A 22512-nucleotide genomic window follows, 5' to 3' on the forward strand; every position below is an offset into this window, starting at 1 on the left:
GTTTTTATCTCATGAATGGTCACACAGTTGTTGGAAAATTCGTGGGGGGGGGGGTATAATTAGACTGTATTAAAGGGATTTGCGCAGCCGTGTTGAATTTCTGGTAGTGGAGAGCTAAATGGAAGATTATATTCTTGAACATTTTGACGAGGCACTTGAGAAAAATTGGATAAAAGTATACTTCCAGCCTATTGTCAGGAGCCTTACAGGGGATGTTTGTGGTGCAGAGGCTCTGGCCAGGTGGATAGATCCTGACAGGGGAATGATTAATCCATCTGATTTTATACCTGTTCTGGAAGAGAATGGACTGATTTACAGGCTCGACTGTCTAATTGTGGAGAAAATATGCACAGGTTTTAAGTGGAAAAAAGAAAGAATTGGAACTGGCGCCGGACTGATTCCTGTTTCTGTAAATATTTCACGGCTGGACTTCGGTTTAACCAACATGGTTCAAAAAATTGAAAATCTGATTGTGGCAAACAAGATGCCCAGGGACATGCTGAACATCGAGATTACGGAAAGTGCCTTCGTCAGCGATGAGAAAGTGATCAGAAAGGCGGTGGATGAACTCCACGCTCTGGGATTCAAGGTCTGCATGGACGATTTTGGCAGCGGCTATTCATCCCTGAATGTTCTGTAGGACTATGACTTTGACGAGCTGAAGATCGATATGGAATTCCTGGCTAATTTCTCGGAAAAATCCAGGAAAATAATCAGATCTATTGTCCGGATGGCCAAGGACATCGGTGTCCAGACTCTGGCAGAAGGCGTTGAAACAAGGGAAGAATATGAGTTCCTTAAGGGCATTGGCTGTGAGAAAATTCAAGGCTTCTATTTTGGCAGACCTGATACACCGGAAGAAGCTCTCAATTGCTGTGTTGAGAAAGGAATGAAAATCGAAACCCGGCCAGAGGAGGAATATTACGATAAAATCGGAAGACTGGACTTCATGGACAGCCGTTCCATGGCTCTCTTCGAAGATGATGGCAAAGTGGTAAAAAACATTTTTGCAAATGAAGAATATCGCCTGGCATTGAAGAGCAACGGCACCAGGACCATGGCCGAAGCAGAAAGAAAAATCAACCATGTGGGAACAGGAATGCACCGGCATCTGAGAAAGTTTGTGGATCAGGTGGAGCGCACCGGTGAAGAAGGGGTAACTACCTATCCTTCGGGAACCCAGTATATGGAAGTAAAGGCCAGGGTGGTTGCAAAATGTAATGGGCGCTGTATGCTTCAGGCTTCCATTGCAAATATTACAAGAAACCTGGACGAGGAGAACAAAGAAAATCACGACGACCTGATCAGAAACCTCCTTTATCTTTACGATTCAGTTTCAATAATAGATTATGGCGAAGGGAAAACTATTGCATACAATTCTGTCGGAGAAAAGTCGGAACTGAACCAAAGTGTTAAAGGCCTCAACCTTTATGAGCTTAGAGACTGGTTCCAGAAGAAAGTGATTTATCCAGATGACTGGGAGGAGTTTCAGGCCTTTGCCGACCCGGACACCATGCGGGACAGGCTTAAGAAGAATAATGGCAGGATTTCCGACTATTTCAGAGATAAACAGGAGGATGGAAGCTACATCCTTTCCAACCACATTGTAATGGCAATTCCTGGTACAGACTTCAACAAATGCGTAATTGTATCGGCTAAGAGCATTCTGAACGACCCTGCAATGATGAGAAAAATCATCAATCACTATGGAGACAGATACGGATACAGAGTCAAGGAAGAGAATGCCGGCAGTTCAAATATTTCTCCTGAAATTCTATGGAAGAACGTTGAGGAAACAGCTCCTGTAAAATTTTTCTGGAAGGACCGTGAGGGGAGATTCGCAGGGGTCAGCAACGCTTTCCTCCAGTACTTCGGACTCAGCTCATCTGACGAAATTTATGGAAAAACAGATGAGGAAATGCAGTGGCATGTGGATGAACAGATAAATAGTGACATAGAGGAAGAGGTGATAAACAAGGGCAAGGGTATATTCAACTGTCCTCAGAAATGTATTATCAGGGGAAGAGTTCATAACATATTCACCAGTAAAATGCCTTTGTATCATAACGGAAATATCCAGGGACTGATCGGATACTTTTTCGACTCTGAAGAGTTCGTTGAAATGAACAGGCGGTCCGGAGAAGTGGAAGTCATTGATCCGGTTACAGGATTTTCAAACATTACCGGGCTTCTTGTGAATTTCTATCAATACGATAAAGCCCGCAGAGAGAATGCTGTTAACTACATGATGATACGGATAGTGGTGGAAAGCTGCCGCCAGTTCAGCCGGGATTTCGGCAATGAGTCTGGTGACAGGCTCATAATCACCATTGCAGAAGTGATCCGCCGCAATTTTCCTATATATGCATCTTTCGGAAGAAGAAAAGACGGGGATTTCCTGGTGTTCTGCAGGGCTTCGGACCTGGCAGGGCTGGAACCGGCCATTGAGAAGGTCAAAAAAGAAATAAGGGAAATCCGAATAGTGAACGGCCACCGGCTAAGCTGTTATCCGGAGGTGTACACCATGAATGGAAACGAGAGAGATGCTGCGGAAAAATTTGTGAAGCTGTGCATAAAATAGCTTCGATTGGTGTGACTGGCTTTGATTGAAATCTTTATTATTAAACAGGCGGGGCAGGATAGTGAATCCGGCCCCGCTTTTGTATGAGCGTTTAGGTTTATCAATGGCGCTTATTTATTTTATTCTGCAATGCAAATTCCTGTGCAGGATTTTCCAGTGCATGCAGCATTTCCTTCATCTGTGTCCAGATGAACTACGTCGCTGTCTCCTCCTACTCTTACAGCCACATCACAGAACACGAGGGATCTGTTCATTCCTGTATCGATGGATATCTTTACAGGCTTATCTCCGGTAACACCGTATTTCTCAGCAGTGGCCGGGGACAGATGAAGATGTCTCTGGGCGATAATGCATCCGTGATCTGGCTCTACAGAATTTCCATTCTCTGCGGTGATCTTAATGCCAGGTGTTCCTTCCAGGTGACCAGAAAGACGAATTGGCGGGTTGACTCCCAGGTTGCGGGCGTCAGTGGAAGCCAGCTCAATCTGAGTCTCTTTTCTGGCAGGGCCCAGAATAGCAACTCTCTCAAGGGTTCTCTTAGGCCCAGTAAGGGTTACACGCTCTTCAGCAACAAAGCCGCCGGCAATATCTTTTTTGACCTTTAACTCATATCCCTTTCCGAACAGTTTCTCAATATCTTCCTGGGAAAGGTGAACGTGGCGGGCACTTACCTCAACATTTACATTGAACTCACTCATTTTAGACCAGAACCTCCTTTGTTTTATGTTCATTTTTGATTCTTGATTATTATACAGTATTTACTGCTTAAGGCCATAGGTACGAGGTTCTGATAAAACATATTACTGGAGCAATTGGGGATATTTAATATAGAACTGTTTTAAATAAATGTATAAAATAATCAATGGCAAAGCATTTGTCTGAATTTGTCAGCAATTATCAGGAGGAAACAATGAAAACTCTCGTAATATATTTCTCAAGGACGGGTGAGAATTACGTTAATGGCAAAACAGTATTTATTGAAAAAGGAAATACGCAGCTTGTGGCGGAGTTCATCGGGGAAGCTGCAGGTGCAGATCTTTTTCAGATAGAGCGGGTGCCGGATTATCCAGAGGACTACATGGAATGCACCAAGGTAGCCAGAGAAGAAATGAAAACCAACGCTAGACCGGAACTAAGGGAATATCTGAAGGATGTATCAGAATATGAAAACATCGTTGCAGCCTTTCCCTGCTGGTGGGGAAACTGCCCTAATGTGATGCTCTCACAGCTGGAAAAACTGGACCTCAGGGGAAAGAAGATTTTCCCGGTGATTACTCACGAAGGTTCAGGTGCGGGAAAGTCGGAGAAGACTTTGAAAAAGGCATGCAAGGGGGCAAAAGTAATGAAGGCCCTTGCTATTCACGGCGGAGAGGCCGTAGATTCAGTGGAGATGATTAAGGCCTGGGCCAGGGCTAATCTGAAATAATACTCTGACTTTTAAATAAGGTGGAAGGAAAAAACTGCTTCAAGATGAATTTTTTTAACGATAAAGAAGAGAAAAAAGTTGAATACATGGAGCTGATCTATGATCTGATTTTTGTGTATATGATCAGCCGGGAGAACTCTCTCCTCCACAGCATTCATGGAGGATTTGTCAGTTCCGGAGCTGCAGTGATTTACGTAGTGAGCACCCTGGCAATCATCCAGATCTGGAACTTCACTACATTCTATGTGAATTTGTATGGGCGGAATGGAATCAGAGATCACGTTTTTCTCATCATTAATATGTATCTCATTTATTTTATGGGGGAAAGCACCAGAAACGACTGGATAGCATATCAGACTCAATATCACATCGCCTGGGGTCTCATAATTCTCAACATAGGGATACAGTATTGGATTGAGCTGAGAAATCACCAGATTGATGTGTGGAACAGGGACTTGATCAAGAGGATGGCCCTTATTCTATTTATTGAAGCAGGGCTGGTGTTTATAGCAGCTGTTCCTAATCCCAGGACAGGGGTAATCTTCTCTGTTACCGCAATCCTGGGCGGTATGTTCATGTCTTTTTTCATAAAAATTACCGGGATGGGCGGAGGAACTATCGACTTCATGCATCTAACAGAAAGGGCCATGCTTTTTGTGGTGTTTACCTTTGGAGAAATGGTCATCGCTGTTGCAGCTTATTTTAAGGGAAACGGAAACGTACACTGGAACATGATCTATTTTTCCATGATGGCCTTTCTCATTGCAGTAGGCCTTTTCCTGGGATACGAGGTGATTTACGACCACCTTATAGACCGGAATGGAGAACATGGCAACGTAAGCGGACTGGGCTATATGCTGATTCATATATTTATTATTTTTGCTCTAAATTGCATTACGGTGTCATTCGAATTTATGAATGAGGAAAAAATTGCTGTGGGGCCAAAGGTCTTGATGATGACTCTTTCAATCGTGATCTATTTTGTGTTCCTGTTTATACTGTGCAGGCAGTTTAAGCACCACTGCGAGCCGGACAGACCGTTTAATATAAAGGTTTCGCTGCTGACTATTGCATTTGCAATAGCAATGTTTCTCCTGAGGCATAATATGTATCTGAACATTCTTGCCACTGTATTGTATGTTTTCAGCATTCTTGTGGTGCTGTACAGGATGAAGGAAATCAGGGAAGATATCAGGCGTCATCATCAGAAGTATTGTGAATCCATGATTGAAGAGAGATGATTGTGCTGTCAGGATCATCTGCCCGAATCTGACAAACACAGAGGGAACATACCTGTCTACAAAGGCCGGAACAGAGGCGAAATCATATACCCTGAACAGGATTTTGCCGAAAAATAATCTGCAGAATTATTGTGAAAATATTGCTGCCTTTTGTGCATGTTAAGCCACATCTCGTGCAGGATGGATAGAAACTGTTTAAATGATAGTGCATAATAATTTCAATAAGTGGTTGCCCTCCCCAGGCAGCCGGAATTATTAATAATTATCCTTTAACATGTTAGGAGGTGGCTTCAGAAAAAGAGACACAAATGAATTAAAATAATATACCCCATTTTGCGGCTGTATCCCCCACGATACAGCCGTTTTCGTATTTTTGAAAAGGGAAGTCAGCAGAGCATCAGAATCTGATTTTGTTCTCCAGTGCCTTGATGTATTCATTTTTTTGACATAATGGTTTTTTCCTGTTGTGGTATAGTATTAAAAAATAAATGAAGTGTATTAGAATCATTTGACATACAGGAGGAATCATCTGTGCCAGACAATAATTCTCAGGATTTTGAGCGGAAGTTAATGAAGAAACAGAGAATCATAGCGGCGGCTTCAGGCAGAATGCCGGCAGATCTTGTTCTGAAAAATGCCACTTTCGTAAATGTTTTCTCAAATCGCCTTCAAAAGGCTGATATTGCTGTATGTGATGGAATAATTGCAGGATTCGGGGACTACGAAGGGGTGAGAGAGGTTGACATGACCGGCAAAGTAGTATGTCCCGGTCTTCTTGACGGACACATACATCTGGAAAGCTCTCTTGTAGCGCCAGTTGAGTTTGTCAAGGCGGTAATCCCTCACGGAACCACAACTGTAATAACAGATCCCCATGAGATTGCCAACGTAATGGGGACGGAGGGTATCGATTACATGCTTCAGGCAACGAAAGGCCTGCCAGTAGACGTGCGGTTCATGCTTCCGTCCTGTGTTCCTTCTACGCCACTGGATGAGTCGGGAGCAGTCCTCAGTTATCAGGATATTACAGAATACTATGAGAATCCCAGAGTCCTTGGTCTGGCAGAGATGATGGATTTTTACGGGGTGATCCATGGAGAAGATCAGTGCATTCTGAAAATTCTGGATGCCCAGGCTCATCACAGAAAGATTGACGGACACGGACCAGGTCTTTCCAATAAGGAACTTAACGCTTATATTTCAGCAGGGGTATATACAGATCATGAGTGTTCCACTCTTGAAGAGGCCATAGAAAAACTGGAACGTGGACAGATGATAATGATAAGAGAGGGAACGGCTGCCCATAACCTGGACGCACTGATTCCCCTTCTGAAAACCCAGGAATACGGTGACAGGTGTATTCTGTGCTGTGACGACAAGCATCCTTCCGATCTGCTTCACAACGGACACATCGACCACATAATAAAGAGGGCCGTTAAAGAAGGAGCTGATCCAATAATAGCTCTTAAAGCAGGCAGCCTGAACACGGCAAAACACTTCCGCCTCAACGACAGAGGAGCCATTGCCCCGGGATACCTGGCAGACTTTATGGTTGTGGACAATCTTGCTGATTTCAACGTTAGCCAGGTCTATAAAGAAGGAGAACTGGTTTACAATGAGGGAAGGCTATCTCAAATAGAGATACCTTTCATAGAGGCGAATCTCAACGAAAAAGCTCATGACACCTTCAGAAATGGGGCCTTCAGGCCGGAAGATTTCCAGGAAGACAGGCAGAGGGCGGTAATCGGAACTGTAGACGGAGAGATAATAACCACAAATCAGGGATTCAGCGATCATATTGATTTGGAAAAAGATATTCTCAAGGTTGCAGTAATCGAGAGGCACCATGGCACCGGCCATATAGGAATCGGCTATCTCAAAGGCTACGGCCTCCGTTCTGGAGCAGTAGCCACAAGCTTTGCACACGACTCCCACAACATAATTGCAGTAGGAACCAGCGAGCAGGATATTGCTGCGGCTGTAAACCGGCTTACAGAAAACCACGGCGGAATAGTTGTGGAAAGGGGAGGAAGGATTGAAGCTGAGGTAATGCTTAACATAGCAGGCCTCATGGCAGATGAGCCATTGCCTGTAGTCAACGAGAAGCTGGAAAAGGCAAAGGAGAAAGCCCTGGCCGCAGGAGTGAATCCGGGAATTGACCCGTTTATGACCTTGAGCTTTCTGAGCCTGCCGGTAATTCCGGAACTGAGGCTGACAACAAGAGGAGTTTTTGACGTCAGCCAGCAGAAATATATTTAAGAAGTAACATGATGAAATAAAGGAGGAAAAATGAACGAACAATTTACTTATTATATTCCAACTAAGGTATACTTTGGACCAGATCAGATTGGACACCTGGGAGAGGAACTGGAGAAATACGGAAAAAAGATTCTTCTTTGCTACGGCGGAGGATCTATAAAGAGAAACGGCCTTTACGACAAGGTTGTGAAGTCCATGAAAGACAAGGACCTGGAAATTTTCGAACTTTCAGGAATCGAGCCCAATCCAAGAATTGATTCAGTTAGAAAGGGCGCTGAGATCTGCCGTAAGGAAAATATCGACGTGGTTCTGGCAGTTGGCGGCGGTTCGGTTATTGACTGCTCCAAGTTTATTGCATCTGCAACTTTTTACGATGGAGATCCATGGGATCTTCTGTCAAAGCACGTGGTAACTGAAAAATGCCTTCCGGTTTTCTCTGTCCTCACTGCAGCTGCAACAGGTTCAGAGATGGATGCAGGGGGAGTCATCAGCAATCCTGAGACACAGGACAAGCTGGGTGGTGGAGCACCGGGAATGCTTCCGAAGGTTTCTTTCCTGGACCCAACAGTGACTTACACTGTTTCAACAAAGCAGACTGTGTGTGGAAGCGCCGACATCCTGTCACATCTATACGAGATTTATTTTGTTCCAGAAGGACAGAGCATGTACATGCTTGACAGGTTTATGGAGGGAATGATGAGAACCGTCATCAAGTACACTCCAATAGCAGTTAAGGAACCTGATAACTACGAGGCCAGAGAAAATCTGATGTGGGCCAGCTCATGGGCCATTAACGGTTTTGCAGGGGCAAAGCAGCAGTGTGACTGGACCTGCCACCCTATTGAGCACGAAGTGTCGGCCATTTATGACATAACCCACGGACTGGGACTGGCTATCATAACGCCAAGATGGATGAGATACGTTCTGGATAAGTCTACTGCACCGAGATTCAGAGAATACGGCGTCAATGTTTTCGGCATAGACCCTGAAATGGACACAATGGAAGCTGCTCTCAAGAGCATCGAGATGACTGAAGACTTCCTTTTCAACACTCTTGGAATCTCTTCAACGTTCACGGAAATCGGAATCGGCGACGAGAATATTCCTGTAATGGCAGAGAAGGCCTGCAAGGGAGGAATTCTTGAAGGATATAAGCCTCTGAATAAAGAAGATATCGAGAAGATCCTGAGAGCTTGTCTCTAGAAATAATACAGGAAGGTCCGATGGGCTGACTGTTCTCTGACTAATGAGATAAAACGAAAGAATACCTGCCATCACTGAAGCACGGATATTGGGTCCGGACAGGTGGCGGGTATTCTTATTTATTTTCTTTTATTTCCTTTTTCCTGACTGAATAATATTATAAAACAAGACAGATTCATAGTACCCAGGGGGTACTTTTGAGAAATTTTTGGGGCTTTGGGAATATATTTTATCAGTGTTAGAATGGATGGGCGTGGTAGTACAAAATCCGGCAACTGATTATTTTTACAAAGGAGAAAATCAATTTGAAGGAAGCAAGATATGCAGTTCTTGTTCCCATGGTGGAGACCGGACAAGGCACCGGACTTCTTCTTGAGGTCAGGACAGAATACGTGAAGCAGCCGGGAGAGATATGTTTTCCTGGTGGAAAAATAGAAGAGAATGAGACCCCTGTTACTGCAGCTCTCCGGGAAACCTGTGAGGAGCTGGGGATTTCAGCCGGCGATGTGGAGATAGTAAAAGAGCTGGACAGAGAGGTGATGGCCGATGGCAAGACCATAGTTCCAGTGCTGGCAAGGGTGGAACGAGAAGCGGCGGAAAATATTGTGCTTTCCCACTGTGAGGTGGCAGATACTTTTATACTGCCACTGAAATGGCTTTCGAAAAACAAACCAGAAGAGTATGATCTGACCACCATTGATGACAAAGATCTGCCGGAAAAACTCCGGAAGTACCTGTCAAATTACGAAAGATACAGGAGAGTGGGCCATACCAGCTACATTGAATATGAAGGCCATGGAATATGGGGCCTCACCGCAAGGGTGATCAATAGAGTCATTGAAATCATATAGTTTCAGGAGAGGTGTGAAGATGACCATCGAAGATATTAAAAAGAGAATAGAACAGGATCCAAGAAACAAGGAATATACTGACAGGGGAATTCCCCCGGTATTCCAGGTGAGCGAAAAAGCCAGGCTTCTGGTTATAGGTCAGGCTCCTGGGAAAAAGGTTGAAGAGTCTCTGGTTCCATTTAACGACAAATCGGGAGAGAAACTCATTTCGTGGATGGGGATAAACCGTGAAATTTTTTACTCGGAGAAAGTAGCTATTCTCCCTATGGACTTCTACTACCCGGGCAAGGGAAAAACCGGCGATCTGCCGCCAAGAAAATTCATCGCTCAGGAGTACCACGACGAAATCCTGGGTATGATGGAGGATATCCAGATGACCATTCTTGTTGGCAGCTACTCCATGAAGTACTACTTAAAGGGGAGAATGGAGAAAAATCTGACAGAAACCGTGAAGAATTATGAGAATTACCTGCCGGAATTTTTCCCAATCGTTCATCCAAGCCCTCTGAACTTCAGGTGGCAGAGGAACAATCCATGGTTCGAGGAAGAGGTGGTGCCGGAACTGCAGAAGAGAGTAAAAACTGCTCTTGGTATGGAATAGAGGTTTATACGGTTATGGAAAAAAGTCCTCGGTGTCTATATGAGAATGATATTTGTTCGTTTATAGGCGAAGATAATGACGCAATTTTTGGCATGCTTTGCAAAAGTTACCACGGTGATGCACCTACCACCACCAGAGATGCCTGGGAGAAAGAAATAGAGATCCTCAAAAATGTCCTGAGGGATTACAGAAACACAGCCGGGCGCATTATTTTTGAATATGATATTCCAAGACTTGGAAAAAGAGTTGATGCTGTTTTGCTGTTGAAGGGCATTGTCTTTTGCCTGGAGTTTAAGGTGGGAGAAAACAGGATTCTGGAAAATGATGTTGATCAGGTTCTGGACTACGCTCTGGATCTGAAAAACTTCCATAAATTCAGTGAAGACAGGATAATCGTTCCTGTGCTTGTTGCTACTGATTACAAAAGCCGTTCTTCGTTTATACAGAAGTCTGTCTACGAGGACAAGGTGGTGAATCCTCTGGTAACCGGAACTGAGGGAATTGGAATACTGATGAAAGACGTAATAAATCATTTTCCAAATGAAACAGAAGTTAATCCCAACTGGGTAATAAGCCCTTATGCGCCCACACCTACAATTATCCAGGCTGCAAGAACTTTATATGAAAATCACTCGGTGGAAAACATCACAAGACACGAGGCAGATAAGGTTTCAACAGATGAAACTATTGCTTGTATACTGGATATTATCAGCAAAAGCAAAGCTGATAATGAGAAAAGCATTTGCTTTGTAACAGGTGTTCCGGGAGCAGGCAAAACCCTGGTGGGACTGGAAGTTGCTGTAAAACAGTCATACCAGGAAAATAGCGGCTCAGAATCTGATGAGGGGGCGGTTTACTTGTCTGGAAATGGTCCCCTGGTAACAGTTCTGAACGAAGCTCTGGCCAGAGATAATTATGAGAAATGCAGGGCAAATGGAGAGAAGAAAAAACTGACAGATTCCAGACGTGAAGTCAGTAAGTTTATTCAGGTCATTCATCGTTACAGGGACAACATGCTGGCTAAGATTAAGAACCCCGTGGAAAATGGGGTCCTGGAGATTGACCCGGAAAAGGCTGTGAAAATGGAAAATGCCGGGTTCGGAGAGGTGGAGCACATCGCTATTTTCGATGAAGCACAGCGTTCCTGGACTCACAATAAGCTTGCAAACTATCTTAAGCGGGGTGGAACATACGGAAACAAGCTGAAAGTTCCGAATTTTCCAATGTCAGAGGCGTCTTTCCTTATCTGGTCCCTGGACCAGAGGGAGGACTGGGCTGTAATCCTGTGCCTTGTTGGAGGTGGTCAGGAAATAAATACAGGAGAGGCGGGAATTTCTGAGTGGATAAAGTCCCTGAACGAGAGATTCACCCACTGGAAAGTGTATATTTCCCCTCAGCTCACGGAAAAGGAATATGCAGAGGGAAAAGTTAAAGAACTGCTTCAGCACAACCCCAATGTGACGTATGAAAATAAGCTGCATCTCAGTGTTTCACTGCGCTCGTACAGGGCTGAAAAATTATCTGCCTTTGTCCATTCTCTGCTGGCAATCGACGATGATGCAGCAAGTATTTATGCAGAATTCAAGGACAAGTATCCTATTGTTTTGACAAGAGACATGGAAAAAGCCAGGAGATGGCTTCACGACAAGGTCCGGGGAACAGAAAGAACAGGAGTGCTGATCACAAAAGAGTCTGCAAGATACAAGCCTTTGGGGGTACACGTCCTGAAACCGGATAATGAAAATGCAGTTCACTGGTTCCTGGACGACAAAACAGACGTAAGATCCTCTAATTATCTGGAAGATGCAGCCACAGAAATCCAGGTACAAGGGCTGGAGCTCGACTATGCCTGCCTGCTTTGGGATGCTGATATGAGGTTTTCCAATGGAAAATGGCGCTATTATAAATTCAGGCAGACGAAATGGGCAGAGCTGAAACCTGACACTGAGAGCAAACAAGAGCAGATGAAATACATGCTTAATGCATACAGGGTCCTGTTGACAAGAGCAAGAGCAGGAATGGTCATCTGCGTGCCAGAAGGAAACTCACACAAAACCTCCACAGGATTCTGGGAAGATACCACACGCCTGCCAGAATATTATGAAGGAACCTTTGAATATCTGAAAAGTCTGGGAATTGAAGAAATATAGCACCGCGAAACATAATCCCACAAAACATAACTCCACAAAACATTCAAGAAAAAACAATACGCTTTTTACCGAACAGTGCTAAAATCCCCTAAACATGAAATCAGGAGGTGCTGACATGCTGTTCAGTATCATTTTTACAATAATAATGCTATATATAATCTTTAAAATTTCCATGTTCTTCTTCGGTATACTGGGATCAGCCCTGGGCTTTGTTCTGGGGTTGATCTTGTACCTGCTCCTGGGCCTGGTAGGAGTATTCTTTCTGGGCCTGACAGCCCTGGCCCTTCCGGCCATACTTGTAGGAGGCGCCATCGCATTACTTGCAGGAAAATAGAAAAACATATATAGCTTTTAAATCTTGACTTTGGAGATGGACGACCGCAGCCAGTCTGCGCGCCCATCTCCTTTTTTGTTTTCATTAATACACCAGCAGTTTCAAGAGGTTGAGCTCCTATTGGAATTCTCTGAAGCATTAAAAGGCTTTAATATGGAAAGAGCTGAAAGGATGGACGCCAGAGAGTGATGGACATGGCGTCCGGAACTGAGGATGGGATGGAATTGGACGCCACACCTGGATGTGACAGGCGTCCAAAACGGGGCAGGTCAAAAGAACGGACGCCAGCAGGAGAACGCCGTGGCGTCCAGAATAGAGGATGGGATGGAGTTGGACGCCACGTATGGACGTGACAGGCGTCCAAAATTGAGAAGGTTGGAAGGATGGACGCCAGAGAGTGATGGACATGGCGTCCAGAATAGAGGATGAGATGGAAATGGACGCCACGTATGGACGTGACAGGCGTCCAAAATTGAGAAGGTTGGAAGGATGGACGCCAGAGAGTGATGAACATGGCGTCCAGAATTAAGGAAGAGATGGAATTGGACGCCACACATGGATGTGACAGGCGTCCAGAATTGAGAAGGGTGGAAGGATGGACGCCAGAGAGTGATGGACATGGCGTCCAGAATAGAGGATGAGATGGAATTGGACGCCACGCATGGAAAGGGAAGGCGTCCAAAATTGAGAAGGTTGGAAGAATTGACGCCAGCAGGAGAACGCCATGGCGTCCAGATTTGAGGATGGGATGGAGTTGGACGCCACGCATGGATGTGACAGGCGTCCAAAACAGGGAAAGCCAAAAGTACGGACGCTAGCAGGAGAACGCCGTGGGGGTACCGTGGCGTCCATGGTGAAATAGTTGAAAATCTGGACGCCGCACTTTGGTAGTCTTACCGTTCTTTGCATAACCATGGGCCATATCTCATTAGCTGCATGATGCTTACACAAAGGGCTATATAATTTATTTCAATTCTTCGAAATAAATTATATTGTAATGATTATCTTGACAACAATGTGCTCTGATGATATATTCGTCTAAATAAATGTAATGAATATGGTTACAACTGAGGACGGCAACGCCCACAAAGATACGTGCCGCAAGTGTTGCCACCGCCGCAAGAGTTGCCACCGCTGCAAGTGTTGCCACCGCCGCAAGAGTTGCCACTGCCGCAAGAGTTGCCACTGCTGCAAGTGTTGCCACTGCTGCAAGTGTTGCCACTGTCGCAAGAGTTGCCACCGCTGCAAGTGTTGCCACTGCCGCAAGTGTTGCTACTGCCGCAAGTGTTGCCACCGCTGCAAGTGTTGCCACCGCTGCAAGAGTTGCCACCGCTGCAAGTGTTGCCACTGCCGCAAGTGTTGCCACTGCTGCAGATATTGACAATCTGATAAGGAGTGAAATATGCAAGTATCAACAAAATTTACTATTGCCATTCATATTCTGGCCTTGACTGATTACATGGATGGAAAGGACAAGGTTACCAGTGATCTGCTGTCATCTAGTATTGGCTGCAATCCTGTAATTGTACGGAATCTTATGGGGGCTCTGAAGAAAGCAGGGCTGATAAATGTGAAGAGAGGGCCGGGAGGAATAACCATAACAAGGCCTCTGGACCAGATTACATTTCTGGATGTGTACAATGCAGTTGAGACGAACAAGGAAAGTCTTTTTAACTTTCATGAGGATGTTAATCCCGATTGCCCTGTGGGAAGGAATATTCACGGGGCACTGGATGACAAGCTTCAGGAAATACAGAAAATGTTTGAATCAGATCTGAAGAAATTTTATGTATTAGATGTGGTTAAAGATATTCGAGATGAAATCGCTCATGAAGACCAGAGCAGTGAGGTGTAGATAGAAGGGCTGGTGAAAGCCAGGACCCAGGGCTTTGGAACTTTGGAGATGAAAGGCGGACCCAATGAATAGTAGAGAATTGATTTTTGAGAAGAATGACTCTGACCGGGGTGCGGAAATCCGGGACTTGGCAGAGGCTGTGGGGAAAGCTGAAGCTGTTGTGGTAGGGGCTGGTGCGGGCCTCTCTACATCTGCCGGCCTGACGTACAGCGGTGAACGTTTTGATAAATATTTTTTCGACTTCCGTGACAGGTTCGGGATTCAGGATATGTACTCAGGGGGATTTTATCCTTTTCCAGAGGAAAACATAAAGTGGGCATGGTGGGCCAGGCATATTTATTTCAACAGATATGTGGATGCACCGGTGCCTGTTTACAAGGAACTGCTGAAAGTGCTGGAAGGGAAGGATTTTTTTGTGATTACCACAAATGTGGATCATCAGTTTCAGCGAGCAGGATTTCCCAAGGAAAGACTTTTTTATACACAGGGGGATTACGGATTGTTTCAGAGTGTCTACCCTGTGATTAAGCAGACCTTTGATAACGAGAACTGGGTGATGATGGCCATGGAAGCCCAGGGCTTTGTGAAGGATGAAAATGGAGTTTTTCAGGTTCCGGAGAATGGAAAAATTCAATTGAGATTGTCAGATCAGCTGATTCCAAGGTGTCCGGCTGACGGAGGGCCGGTGGCCATGAATTTAAGGGCGGACGATACTTTTGTGGAAGACCGGGGGTGGCATCTGGCAGCAGAACGATACAAGGCTTTTCTCCAAAACTGCGAGGATAAGAAAAAACTTTTCATGGAGCTGGGAGTAGGGGGCAACACACCGGTGATCATAAAGTATCCTTTCTGGCAGATGACTTATAAGGACCCTGAGGCGGTATATGCCACTGTTAACAAAGGCCAGGCCTTTGCACCTGAAGAAATCAGGGACAGGAGCATATGCGCTGACATGGATATTGGAGAGGCCGTAAAATGCCTGCTTAGTTTAAAGGAGGAGAGAGATGGCAGATGAAAGAAGGTTAAACGAGCTGCTGAAAGCCTTTATCCAGGAATCTCCTGAGTACAGGAATGTGACCATGCCGGAGTCGCTGAATGGCCGAAGGGACATGCTCAGATCCCTGATGAACGTAAGGAAACCTGGTCCTCTGAGCCCTGAAGTTTCAAGGATACAGAATATGTATTTGAGAGAGCGGTCTCAGGAAAAAATGCCGGTAATGCCCCAGGAGATGCCTTCGGTGAAGGAGGATTTTGGAGCACAGATTCCTTATGGGGAAAAAATATCTGTATGGAAGGGCGACATTACCCGTATCGCTGCCGATGCAGTGGTAAATGCTGCTAACAATCAGATGCTTGGCTGCTTCATACCCATGCACTCATGTATAGATAATCAGATTCATACATATGCGGGAACGGAGCTGCGCCTTGAATGTGCAGAGATCATGGAAAACTACCGGAGAATCTATGGCAGAGATTGTGTACAGCCTACAGGGAAGCCGATCATCACAGGGGGATATAACCTTCCGTGTAAACATGTGATCCATGTGGTAGGGCCAATAGTAGGAGGAAAGCTACAGAAGTCTGACGAAGATCTGCTGGCGGACTGTTACAGGAACGTTTTGGACTTGTGCCTTGAAAATAATCTGCGTTCCGTGGCGTTCTGCTGCATTTCCACAGGAGTTTTTCATTTTCCTAACCAGAGGGCGGCTGAAATAGCTGTAGAGACTGTGATGAACTGGATAGAGAAACATCCACATGGAATAGACAAAGTGATTTTCAATGTTTTCAAAGATGAAGACAATGAAATTTATATAAAGACGTTGAAGGACCTGGAAAGATAAAAAGGAAAGAAAAAAGATAGAAAGGAAATACAAAATGAACAATACTGAGATAAAAAGGATGCCGGTGGTATTCTCCGGCCACGGAAGCCCAATGATAGCCATTGAACACAACGACATTACAGAAGGAATGGCTTCTGTAGGAAGAAAAGTCCTGGAGGAGTACGGCAGGCCAAAGGCTATACTGGCAATATCTGCTCACTGGTTTTCAAGGGGCACTTTCATTCAGAGCCAGGAAGAACCAAGGCAGATTTACGATATGTATGGTTTTCCGGAAGAGCTGTATCAGGTAAAATATCCGGTTTCAGGAAGCAAGGAGCTTACTTCTGAGGTGGAGAACATACTGGGAGAGGATGTTTCCATTGACGATTCCTGGGGAATTGATCACGGCACCTGGACCGTGCTGGTTCATATGTTCCCGGATGCCCGAATTCCCGTGGTTCAGCTTTCTGTTAACAGCAAGCTGAACGCTGAACAGAGCTACGAGATGGGCAGGAAACTTAAATCCCTGAGAGATAAGGGATATCTGATTCTGGGAAGCGGAAACGTAGTGCACAACCTGAGGATGACTGACTGGGACAATCCCGGCGGAACACCTATGACCGTAAGTTTTAATGACAGGATTACTGAAGCAGTTGAAGCTGGTGATTTCAAGACAGTAGTTGATTACAGCAGCATTGAATACGCATCATATGCAGTTCCTACGCCAGATCATTTCCTTCCTCTGTTGTACTGCCTGGGAGCTGGAGAAGGAGATGAGGTAGAAACTTTCAACAAAGTATGCAATCTGGGTTCCATGGCAATGACAGGTTATTTTTTCAAGTAAATTGTATTACAATAAAGCTGGCGGCCGCCGGCGGCAGATAACAAGTTAACAGCTGCGTAAGACCGGCTGGCAGAGTGGTGCTGTACAGGGGGAAGCAGGTATTTTAAAAATAATAGTGGCCGGGAGATTCATGAAAGTATGTTTCTGGAAGTAAAGGGTATTAATCTGTATTATGAGAAAACAGGACAGGGCAGACCGCTGGTCATGGTTCATGGAAACGGGGAAAGCCACGAAATTTTCCTGGAGGCTTCTGAAGTTCTGAAGGAAAGCTTTACCTGTTACCTGCCTGATTCCAGAGGCCATGGGAAAAGTTCACCCGTTTCTTCTCTTGATTACGAAGAAATGGCCGGCGATATTATTGAGTTTCTGGAAAAACTGGATCTCCATGATGTAGTCTTTTACGGCTTCAGTGACGGAGGAATCACCGGGCTCCTGGCTGCAGGGCGGACAGACCGGATATCTGATTTGATTGTAAGCGGGGCAAACCTGAGACCGGAAGGTATTAAATTCCTCACGAGACTTGCCATGAGCACAGCATATTTTTTTAAAAGGGATCCGAAACTGGCTCTCATGGTTAACCAGCCACATATCACCAGTGAAGACTTGAAGAAAATCAAGGCCAGGACCCTTGTTCTGGCAGGTTCCAGAGATCTGATAAAAGAAGAGGAAACCAGGGATATTGCCAGTGGCATTTCCGGGGCAGAACTGAAGATACTTCCTGGAGAAACTCACGGGTCATATATTGTTCACAGCAGAAAAATTGCGGGAATCATACAGGAATTTTGCGGAAAGGGAAGGAGCAGAGAATAAATGTCACAGAAGAAAGCCGAGGCTATAATAGCTCTTGCCCTGACATTAAGGGGAACATCGCTGCTTTTCAGCAAGCTGGCAATGAGAACAGTGGGACCGTATACTCTTTGCGGAATCCGTTTTCTCATATCCTTTGCAGTTGTTGCACTGATTTTCCACAAGCACCTTAAAGGCGTTACGAAGGCTGAAATAGGCCACAGCGCTCTGGTGGGTTTTCTGTATTTCCTGTGTATGGCCTTTGAACTGAACGGACTGAAAACCACACCCTCCTCTACCACGGCTTTCCTGGAGAATTCCTCTGTTATGATCATTCCTTTTATTGCTGCAGTGGTTTACCGCAGGCTTCCTAAAGCCATGGATATTCTGTCAGCAGTAATAGCCATGGCCGGCATAGGCTTCCTTACGCTGAAAGGCAGCTCTTTCAACTTTACCAAGGGAGAGCTCCTGGTTCTGGCAGGAGGTGTTTCCTTCGCCTTTACCGTTGTAGCCATGGACTTTGCTACAAAAAATGATGATCCTCTGAGAATCGGGATCATCCACATGTTCTTTATCGGACTGTTTAGTTTGATCGCTTCTTTTGTCTTCGAGGGCTTCAAAATGCCAACGGCTCCAGCAGAGTGGGGCGCCATTCTGTATCTGGCCCTGGTGTGCGGTGCCATCGGCTTTACTCTTCAGCCTGTAGGCCAGAAGTATACGACTCCGGAGAGAAGCGGCCTCTATGTTGCCTGCAATCCCCTGGCTGCGGCAGTGATGGGAGTGATTTTCCTTGGAGAAAGGTTCACTCCTGCCAGCCTTGTGGGAGGACTGCTTGTTCTGGTGAGCATTTTCCTGCCGGCAGCTGTTTCAAACGGCCTTTTTTCCAGAGGCAAAGAAAAAGCCTGACATTCAAAATTCATCTCTACATGTCCTCAGTGGACAGAAGTACAAAATGGTTCTTTCTGTATTCAATAAGACCTTCAGATTTCATGCGGCTCAGTTCTTTGGACAGAGCCGTTCTTTCTATGTTCAGAAAATCTGCCAGCTGCTGCCGGTCAAAGGGAATATCGAATTCATTGGCGCCTTTCTGGAGGCGGACGTTGTTAAGGTAGGCGAGGATTTTGTCACGGACACTCTTTGATGAAAGGAGAAAAGTCCTGTTTGACAGGAACATGTTCTTGCCTACAGAAATTTTAAGAAGATTGGAAAGCAGCTTGTTTCTGGCAGATGAATCGGCCATGTTGTAGACATTTGCTATCTCCAGGAAAATAATGGAGGAATTGCTGTTTGCAACGATGTCCACAGGAACAACTGCCCGGGGGTTCAGGGCATAGGCCTCAGCAAAATACTCGTTCTCTGAAAAACTTGTTATAACCGTACGGTTTCCCCAGAAGTCGTTCCGTTCAACGATTACACTTCCTTTTTCAATAAGGCCCAGGAACTTCGTGGGTGATCCGGATCTTAATACCAGGTCGTGTTTCTCGTAACTGCGCTTGAATACATTGAGATAATCAAGGGCTGATTTTATCTCTTCTGCAGACATACCTTCAAAAATCTGACTGCGCTGAAAGAATACAATATCCATATTTTCCCTTTCTTTGTAAAACCGTGGTTAAAACCACATACCCTTTTACCTGATCATACTATACTGCAACCGTAGAAACAAGAAAGGAAGTAACCGAAATGAAGGGACAAGCAGGAAAGGTTTTTTCAATCGCTGATAATAACCCGTGTGTACCTGGTTGCACAATTTCAGAAGAGATAAGCTCCCAGGGAGGATTTTCCATCGAGGTATTTTCTCTGGCAGAGGACACAGATATAAGTCCAGAAAGCTACGGATACAACAAGCTCTGGATTGTGGAAAAAGGCAGCATGCACGCAGTTGGACAGAAGGAAGATTTCGGCGGCCTGAGCCGCGGCCAGATGTTCGTTACACCAGTAAACACGCCAATTGGTGTGAGAGCAGATAAAGATACAGTATACACAGAAATAGCATTAAAGGAGGATACAGAGATGAACAAGATTGTAAAAGCAGGAGATACATTTGCACTGAAGGAAATGCTTCCATATCAGGAAGGAAAGATCGTAAACATGGATCTGATCAATGACCCTCACATGAAGTTCGTCCTCATGAGCTTTGACCAGGGAACAGGCCTGTCAGAACACGCAGCACCGGGAGAGGCCCTGATTTTTGCTCTGGACGGTGAGGCAGTCATCGGATACGAAGGTGAAGAGCATACCATCCATGCAGGTGAGAATTTTAAGTTCGACAAGATGGGCAGACACTATGTCAGAGCAGATAAGAGATTTAAAATGGCTCTGCTGCTGGAGCTGGAGGCTTAGTTCCGAATCTGGAAAGACAGCAGATTTTAAAGGCTGATATCATAAAGTAACACAAAAGGAAAAATTGTTTTTACAAGAAAGCAAGGAGAAAGCAGGAAGAATCATGAGAAAGCACGTTAAGGGAAATGTAAGCTGGGTAGGATATCTTGACTGGGAGCTGGACAGATTCCACGGCGACGATTATTCCATTATCAACGGATCAAGTCAGAACGCATATCTGATCGAGGAAGAAAAGACCGTTCTGGTTGACACAGTATGGACACCACACCGCTTCGACTTTGTTGATAATCTCAGCAAGGAAGTGGATCTGGAAAAAATAGATTTCATCGTTGCAAACCACGGGGAATGCGACCATTCCGGTTCTCTGACAGCTTTGATGGAGAAGATCCCTGATACGCCTATTTACTGTACGGCCAATGCAGTAAAGAGCATAGAAGGTCAGTACGGCAAGAGAGGCTGGAACTTCCATGTTGTAAAAACAGGAGACTCTGTGGAGATAGGAAACGGCAAAAAGCTGATTTTCGTAGAAATGAGAATGCTACACTGGCCTGATTCCATGGCTACATTCATGACAGGAGATAATATTCTGTTCTCCAATGATGCTTTCGGACAGCACTACGCAGTAGAAGAGCTGTTTAACGACAAGGCAAACCAGTGCCTGCTGAACAAGGAGGCAATGAAATATTTCGCCAACATCCTGAATCCTTTTGCACCTATTCTGAAGAAGAAGCTGGAGGAAATCGCTTCCTTCAACCTTCCTATTGAGATGATCGCTCCTTCCCACGGTGCTATCTGGAGAGAGGATCCTCTGCAGATTGTAAACAAGTATGCAGAGTGGGCCCAGGCCTACCAGGAAGATCAGGTAGTTGTTGCCTATGACACTATGTGGGAAGGCACAGCTAAAATCGCTCACAAAATTGCTGACGAAATTCACATTCAGAGCCCGGACACAGTTGTAAAACTCTATAACATTTCAAAGTCCGACAAGAACGAGGTAATGACAGAGGTATTTAAGTCAAAAGCAGTTGCAGTAGGTTCACCTACAGTTTCCAACAGCATTCTGTCCAGCGTTGCCGGATGGATGGAGTTTATGAAACAGCTGAAGTTCAAGAACAAGAAGGCTGCAGCCTTCGGTTGCTACGGCTGGAGCGGAGAGTCTGTCAAGGTCCTTCAGGAGAAGCTGAAGGAAGGTGGATTCCAGGTAGTTGAGGAGAATGTTAAATCCCTTTGGAATCCAGATGAAGAGGACTTTTCAAAGGTGCCTGCTCTGGTAAAGGCTCTGCTGGAAAAGTAGGGCTCTCAGGCCGCAGCTCTTCTGCAAGGCCTTTGATGCTTTCAGAGTAGAGGCTGTTCTTATCCCAGATAAAATCAAATTCATGGCTCATCTGGAAATCTGCAAGACTAATTTCCTGCAGTGCTCCATTCTTCAGCTCTTCAAGGGCGGCTACTTTGTAAAGGAAGGATATTCCGCAGTCGTTCTGAAGAAGTTCAATGATAGTATGCATGTTTTCAACCTGTGCATATGAGTGGAAATCTTCAACAGACATTCCCTGAAGAGCCAGGCTCCGTTCCAGAATATTTCTGGTTCCGGAGCCTTTTTCTCTTATGAGAAGTCTTTCCTGAACCAGATCTTTCAGAGTTTCCGGAGTACCGCAGGCAAAGCCGTGACCAGCGGCGCACACTGGAATGAATTCCTGGTGGCTGAAGTTTATGTGGTCGTACTGATCTGCAGGGTAGTATCCTTCCACGAGAGCCATGGAAATCTTGCCGTTTTTCAGCTGTTCCAGAAGCTGAGTTGTGTTCCCGTAGTGAAGTTCCAGGTTTACTTCAGGGTGTCTGGCCAGATATGCCGAAACAGCCGGTACAATGGCGTATTCTCCTATGGTCATGGTGACACCTACTGAAACAAGTTCCTTATCTTCGGTGATTGAGGCTAGTTCCTCCTGAATTTTTTCCTCGTCATTAGTGAGAGAGGTCAGCCGCTCATAAAGAATCCGGCCTTCCCTGGTAAGAGAAAGCTGTTTCTTCTGGTAGCTGAAAAGGGAAACACCGTAGTGATCTTCCATGAATCTTATGTGCTGTGTAACGGCAGGCTGAGTTATCCCCAGATGTTTTGCGGCCTTTGTAAAATTCATGTCCCTGCAGACGGTCAGAAAAGTTTCAACTCTGTAATCCAGCATGGCCAGGTCTCCTGTTAATCATAATGAAATTTTATCGA

20 protein-coding genes and 1 pseudogene are annotated in these 22512 nt (G+C 45.3%); 17 read left to right on the plus strand and 4 right to left on the minus strand.

Features of this window, described 5'->3' with window-relative positions; translation table 11 throughout:
* The first annotated feature begins 118 nt into the window (after positions 1 to 118).
* Positions 119 to 2581 (plus strand): annotated as a pseudogene (locus FYJ66_RS06605) (EAL domain-containing protein).
* 119 nt (positions 2582 to 2700) lie between these two features.
* On the opposite strand, the gene pduL reads toward FYJ66_RS06605, so the two are convergent.
* On the minus strand, positions 2701 to 3279 hold the full coding sequence (pduL, locus tag FYJ66_RS06610) for a phosphate propanoyltransferase (protein WP_154572727.1): 579 nt from the start codon (positions 3277 to 3279) through the stop codon (positions 2701 to 2703).
* A 212-nt stretch (positions 3280 to 3491) separates the two neighbouring features.
* On the opposite strand from pduL, the gene FYJ66_RS06615 reads away from it, so the two are divergent.
* The 8 genes from FYJ66_RS06615 to FYJ66_RS06650 all read left to right on the plus strand — a co-directional run bounded on the left by FYJ66_RS06615 (position 3492) and on the right by FYJ66_RS06650 (position 12646).
* Complete coding sequence (locus tag FYJ66_RS06615) at positions 3492 to 4007, plus strand: flavodoxin (protein ID WP_154572728.1); 516 nt, start codon at positions 3492 to 3494, stop codon at positions 4005 to 4007.
* Positions 4008 to 4051: 44 nt separating this feature from the next.
* A complete protein-coding gene (locus FYJ66_RS06620) occupies positions 4052 to 5248 on the plus strand; it encodes a low temperature requirement protein A (protein ID WP_154572729.1) in 1197 nt (398 codons plus the stop codon).
* A 531-nt stretch (positions 5249 to 5779) separates the two neighbouring features.
* Positions 5780 to 7507, plus strand: a complete 1728-nt coding sequence (gene ade, locus FYJ66_RS06625) for an adenine deaminase (RefSeq protein WP_338071170.1) — start codon at positions 5780 to 5782, stop codon at positions 7505 to 7507.
* Positions 7508 to 7537: 30 nt separating this feature from the next.
* Positions 7538 to 8710, plus strand: coding sequence for an iron-containing alcohol dehydrogenase (locus FYJ66_RS06630; protein ID WP_154572730.1), 1173 nt, complete (start codon positions 7538 to 7540; stop codon positions 8708 to 8710).
* Positions 8711 to 9015: 305 nt separating this feature from the next.
* Positions 9016 to 9561, plus strand: coding sequence for an NUDIX hydrolase (locus tag FYJ66_RS06635; RefSeq protein ID WP_154572731.1), 546 nt, complete (start codon positions 9016 to 9018; stop codon positions 9559 to 9561).
* Positions 9562 to 9580: 19 nt separating this feature from the next.
* A complete protein-coding gene (locus FYJ66_RS06640) occupies positions 9581 to 10162 on the plus strand; it encodes a uracil-DNA glycosylase family protein (protein WP_154572732.1) in 582 nt (193 codons plus the stop codon).
* A gap of 14 nt (positions 10163 to 10176) precedes the next feature.
* On the plus strand, positions 10177 to 12312 hold the full coding sequence (locus FYJ66_RS06645; RefSeq protein ID WP_154572733.1) for a DNA/RNA helicase domain-containing protein: 2136 nt from the start codon (positions 10177 to 10179) through the stop codon (positions 12310 to 12312).
* Positions 12313 to 12427: 115 nt separating this feature from the next.
* A complete protein-coding gene (locus tag FYJ66_RS06650) occupies positions 12428 to 12646 on the plus strand; it encodes a hypothetical protein (RefSeq protein ID WP_154572734.1) in 219 nt (72 codons plus the stop codon).
* 964 nt (positions 12647 to 13610) lie between these two features.
* Here the strand turns inward: FYJ66_RS06650 and FYJ66_RS06655 are convergent.
* Positions 13611 to 13994: a hypothetical protein gene (locus FYJ66_RS06655; protein ID WP_206157022.1), complete on the minus strand. Its 384-nt coding sequence runs from the start codon at positions 13992 to 13994 to the stop codon at positions 13611 to 13613.
* Positions 13995 to 14048: 54 nt separating this feature from the next.
* Here FYJ66_RS06655 and FYJ66_RS06660 point away from each other — a divergent pair, with 54 nt between their 5' ends.
* The 6 genes from FYJ66_RS06660 to FYJ66_RS06685 all read left to right on the plus strand — a co-directional run bounded on the left by FYJ66_RS06660 (position 14049) and on the right by FYJ66_RS06685 (position 18857).
* A complete protein-coding gene (locus FYJ66_RS06660; RefSeq protein ID WP_154572736.1) occupies positions 14049 to 14501 on the plus strand; it encodes an Rrf2 family transcriptional regulator in 453 nt (150 codons plus the stop codon).
* A gap of 64 nt (positions 14502 to 14565) precedes the next feature.
* Positions 14566 to 15516, plus strand: coding sequence for an SIR2 family NAD-dependent protein deacylase (locus FYJ66_RS06665; protein ID WP_154572737.1), 951 nt, complete (start codon positions 14566 to 14568; stop codon positions 15514 to 15516).
* Positions 15506 to 16342 (plus strand): protein-ADP-ribose hydrolase, encoded by an 837-nt coding sequence (locus tag FYJ66_RS06670; RefSeq protein WP_154572738.1) that lies wholly within the window; start codon positions 15506 to 15508, stop codon positions 16340 to 16342. Before FYJ66_RS06665 ends, FYJ66_RS06670 begins: the two co-directional genes overlap by 11 nt.
* A gap of 34 nt (positions 16343 to 16376) precedes the next feature.
* Positions 16377 to 17165, plus strand: coding sequence for a 4,5-DOPA-extradiol-dioxygenase (gene ygiD / locus FYJ66_RS06675; RefSeq protein WP_154572739.1), 789 nt, complete (start codon positions 16377 to 16379; stop codon positions 17163 to 17165).
* Positions 17166 to 17303: 138 nt separating this feature from the next.
* Complete coding sequence (locus FYJ66_RS06680) at positions 17304 to 17975, plus strand: alpha/beta fold hydrolase (protein WP_154572740.1); 672 nt, start codon at positions 17304 to 17306, stop codon at positions 17973 to 17975.
* On the plus strand, positions 17976 to 18857 hold the full coding sequence (locus tag FYJ66_RS06685; RefSeq protein WP_154572741.1) for a DMT family transporter: 882 nt from the start codon (positions 17976 to 17978) through the stop codon (positions 18855 to 18857).
* Positions 18858 to 18873: 16 nt separating this feature from the next.
* Here the strand turns inward: FYJ66_RS06685 and FYJ66_RS06690 are convergent, their stop codons facing one another.
* Positions 18874 to 19536, minus strand: coding sequence for a Crp/Fnr family transcriptional regulator (locus FYJ66_RS06690; protein WP_154572742.1), 663 nt, complete (start codon positions 19534 to 19536; stop codon positions 18874 to 18876).
* A 98-nt stretch (positions 19537 to 19634) separates the two neighbouring features.
* Between FYJ66_RS06690 and FYJ66_RS06695 the strand changes: the two genes are divergently transcribed.
* Complete coding sequence (locus FYJ66_RS06695; RefSeq protein ID WP_154572743.1) at positions 19635 to 20294, plus strand: cupin domain-containing protein; 660 nt, start codon at positions 19635 to 19637, stop codon at positions 20292 to 20294.
* A 103-nt stretch (positions 20295 to 20397) separates the two neighbouring features.
* Positions 20398 to 21588 (plus strand): oxygen-binding di-iron domain-containing protein, encoded by a 1191-nt coding sequence (locus FYJ66_RS06700; RefSeq protein ID WP_154572744.1) that lies wholly within the window; start codon positions 20398 to 20400, stop codon positions 21586 to 21588.
* Here FYJ66_RS06700 and FYJ66_RS06705 read toward each other — a convergent pair.
* On the minus strand, positions 21512 to 22474 hold the full coding sequence (locus FYJ66_RS06705; protein WP_154572745.1) for a LysR family transcriptional regulator: 963 nt from the start codon (positions 22472 to 22474) through the stop codon (positions 21512 to 21514). The genes FYJ66_RS06700 and FYJ66_RS06705 overlap by 77 nt on opposite strands.
* Positions 22475 to 22512: the final 38 nt, after the last annotated feature.

Source organism: Allobaileyella intestinalis, assembly GCF_009695865.1.
GTDB classification, from domain to species: Bacteria; Bacillota; Clostridia; order Peptostreptococcales; family Anaerovoracaceae; genus Allobaileyella; species Allobaileyella intestinalis.